A 2206-nucleotide genomic window follows, 5' to 3' on the forward strand; every position below is an offset into this window, starting at 1 on the left:
TTCTGAGATGGCCGAAGCTGGTAACACGATGTCCGTTGACGATTTTCTCAAATGGGTAACGAACGCCCAGCCTGGTGAATCGGTTGTCTACCGGACTGGGTTATCTTTCAGCAAGGAAGGTGGCAGGGCTATCGACTCTCTCGCCTTTGAGCGCGCATGCACATTGGCTCGCCCGCATGGCCAGGTTGAGCTGAAGCAGCGGCTTCTCAACCGCGACAGCAAGGGGATTGGCGTGTACCACTACATTGCGACGAAGCTTCGGTAGTTGCACAACCGGTAGGTGGTGCGATGAACCGCGTTGACTTGGGGCCACGCATCGGCTAGGAGTGGGCCTCGTTCGTTACCTTTCCTTTCCTCCCAACTTGGCCCCAGAACGGGGCCATTTTTTTAGTTGCGACAGGCGTGGTCACGATGTGCTGCGATCGTCGGAATCTCGGTACCTTTTTGTGTATTCGCGCGATGTCCTTGCCTCATCACGTATGGTCTGTTGAATGATCCTAAGATCCACGTGGATCTTATCTAGTATTTGTCCAAGTTCTGCTCGGGTAATGTAGTGCTTTGCGAAGTCAAACTGGCGGTCATCGACTTTCCTGACCCAATAAGATATCGCGCCCAGTGCGGTGCTAAATAACACCGTCATGATGGCGAAGAGCACTTCATACCCGATTTCCAGCACTTTACTCTCCCATCTGCGTTAGGGCGAGCGGTCCGACCACCCACAGACTGCCACCCCCACGGCGTTGTGGGAGTCTACCTGGCGCACGGTCTCGGCGGAATCAACGGTTGGGTCGGCGTGGATAGGTCGGAAGATCAGGCAGCCGTCACTGGCCGGGGGGGCGGTCGAACCGGCGCACGCTGTCAGGCCGAACGCCAGCCCGATGATCATCATCAACACCGCGACGCGCAGCCTGAGCCCGGTCCACATTTCGCACCGCCCTTTCGTTCTGGTGAGCGCGCTCGCGGTCCCGACCGGCCGCCTTGCCGCGGCTGTATATGCCCAGAAGCGCCAACAGGGCGGCGAAGATGCTGGCGAGCCACGCCTTCATAGCTGGTCGTTCTTGACTTGGTAGACGGCCGCGAGCGTTCCCACCGCGATCACAGCTTCGACGATCAGTTCGCTGTACATGTCGAGGTCAACGCCTGTGTGACGCGCCACCAGCATGAGGCCAATGCCTACGAATGCTGCAATGAGCTTCCTATACGGTGCTAGCGCCACGATCCGCCTCCTGTGCCACCCGCTCGATCTCGCGGGCGACCTCCCTATGCACTCGGCTGCGACGATACAGCCTCCACGCAACCAGCGCAAGAAAAATACCCAAACAGGCCAATGCCATGGCGATAGCCCATTCGTCAGTAGGCGCGGTTCCGGCTGCGCCCGCGCCACTTCCAGCAGACGCGGTGCCGGATGCCGTGGCACCAGCGGATTCCCTCTTCGCCACCGCGCTCTCGCGATCGGCTGCCGCCCGCAGGTCCCGTGTTGACGCCCCTGCCCACGCCATGCCGGTCGCCTTGATATGGCCGACTCGCCGGCCCCACCCCCGGCCGAATGTGCCCCAATGCGAAAGGCCCATCAGGAAGTCCAGCCGCAGGTCGCATATCTTCGCGACCATGTCCGGCTTGTTGGGGTGGGCGGCGGCCGCGGCAAGCGTCTGTGGACCCACAACGCCATCCTGGCGCGCTCCTACGGCCTCCTGTAGCCATCGGGCGCCCCTGGTGGTTCCGGAGTTCACCCCGGCATCGAACGTCGCCAGATCGGCCCCAGATGGCAGGTCGTCGCCGCGGACGCGGTCCCAGTACTGCTGCCGGTAGATCGGCCTCACCATATCAGGCGTGAGCGACCGCATCTCTCCCGGCATGGCCGGCCGGCCCACCCAGCTTTCCCATGTGCGCCTGGTGATGCCGAGGTTCGTTTCCCCGCCTGGGTCCTTTGGGTGGTTGACGTACCCACCCTCATGCCCCAGGACGATCTTGAGTGCACGGTCGAAGTTCTCAGCACTCATGCTGCACCCTCCATCGCGTCGAGATCGATCAGGCATAAGTAGCGCTGCCCGTAGTGATTGACTGGCGGTGCGAGGCGGATGGCGTGAACGCCGTGCCGGTCCAGGTGGCGGATCAAGCTGACGGCCATAAGAGCGACGCACCAACGCGCGAAGCCCATGCGCATTTCCTCGATTGCCGCCAAGCATAGCGCCTCGACGTGCCCCGG

General features: G+C 61.8%; 3 protein-coding genes. 1 reads left to right on the forward strand and 2 read right to left on the reverse strand.

The window, feature by feature from the left end; genetic code table 11:
* Nucleotides 1-265: hypothetical protein (locus ACK42S_RS17640; RefSeq protein ID WP_409710690.1), on the forward strand; the 265-nt coding region annotated here is incomplete at its 5' end.
* A 931-nt stretch (nt 266-1196) separates the two neighbouring features.
* Here the strand turns inward: ACK42S_RS17640 and ACK42S_RS17645 are convergent.
* A complete protein-coding gene (locus ACK42S_RS17645) occupies nt 1197-2000 on the reverse strand; it encodes a glycoside hydrolase family 108 protein (protein ID WP_409710693.1) in 804 nt (267 codons plus the stop codon).
* Nucleotides 1997-2206 (reverse strand): hypothetical protein (locus tag ACK42S_RS17650; RefSeq protein ID WP_409710694.1); only part of this gene is annotated, 210 nt, incomplete at its 5' end. The genes ACK42S_RS17645 and ACK42S_RS17650, both read right to left, overlap by 4 nt.

Source organism: Caldimonas sp. (assembly GCF_046289365.1).
Taxonomy (GTDB): domain Bacteria; phylum Pseudomonadota; class Gammaproteobacteria; order Burkholderiales; family Burkholderiaceae_C; genus Caldimonas.

Bases quoted from the DNA above. Each gene is read 5' to 3' on its own strand.
- ACK42S_RS17645 (WP_409710693.1), bottom strand. From the start codon at position 2,000: ATGAGTGCTGAGAACTTCGACCGTGCACTCAAGATCGTCCTGGGGCAT.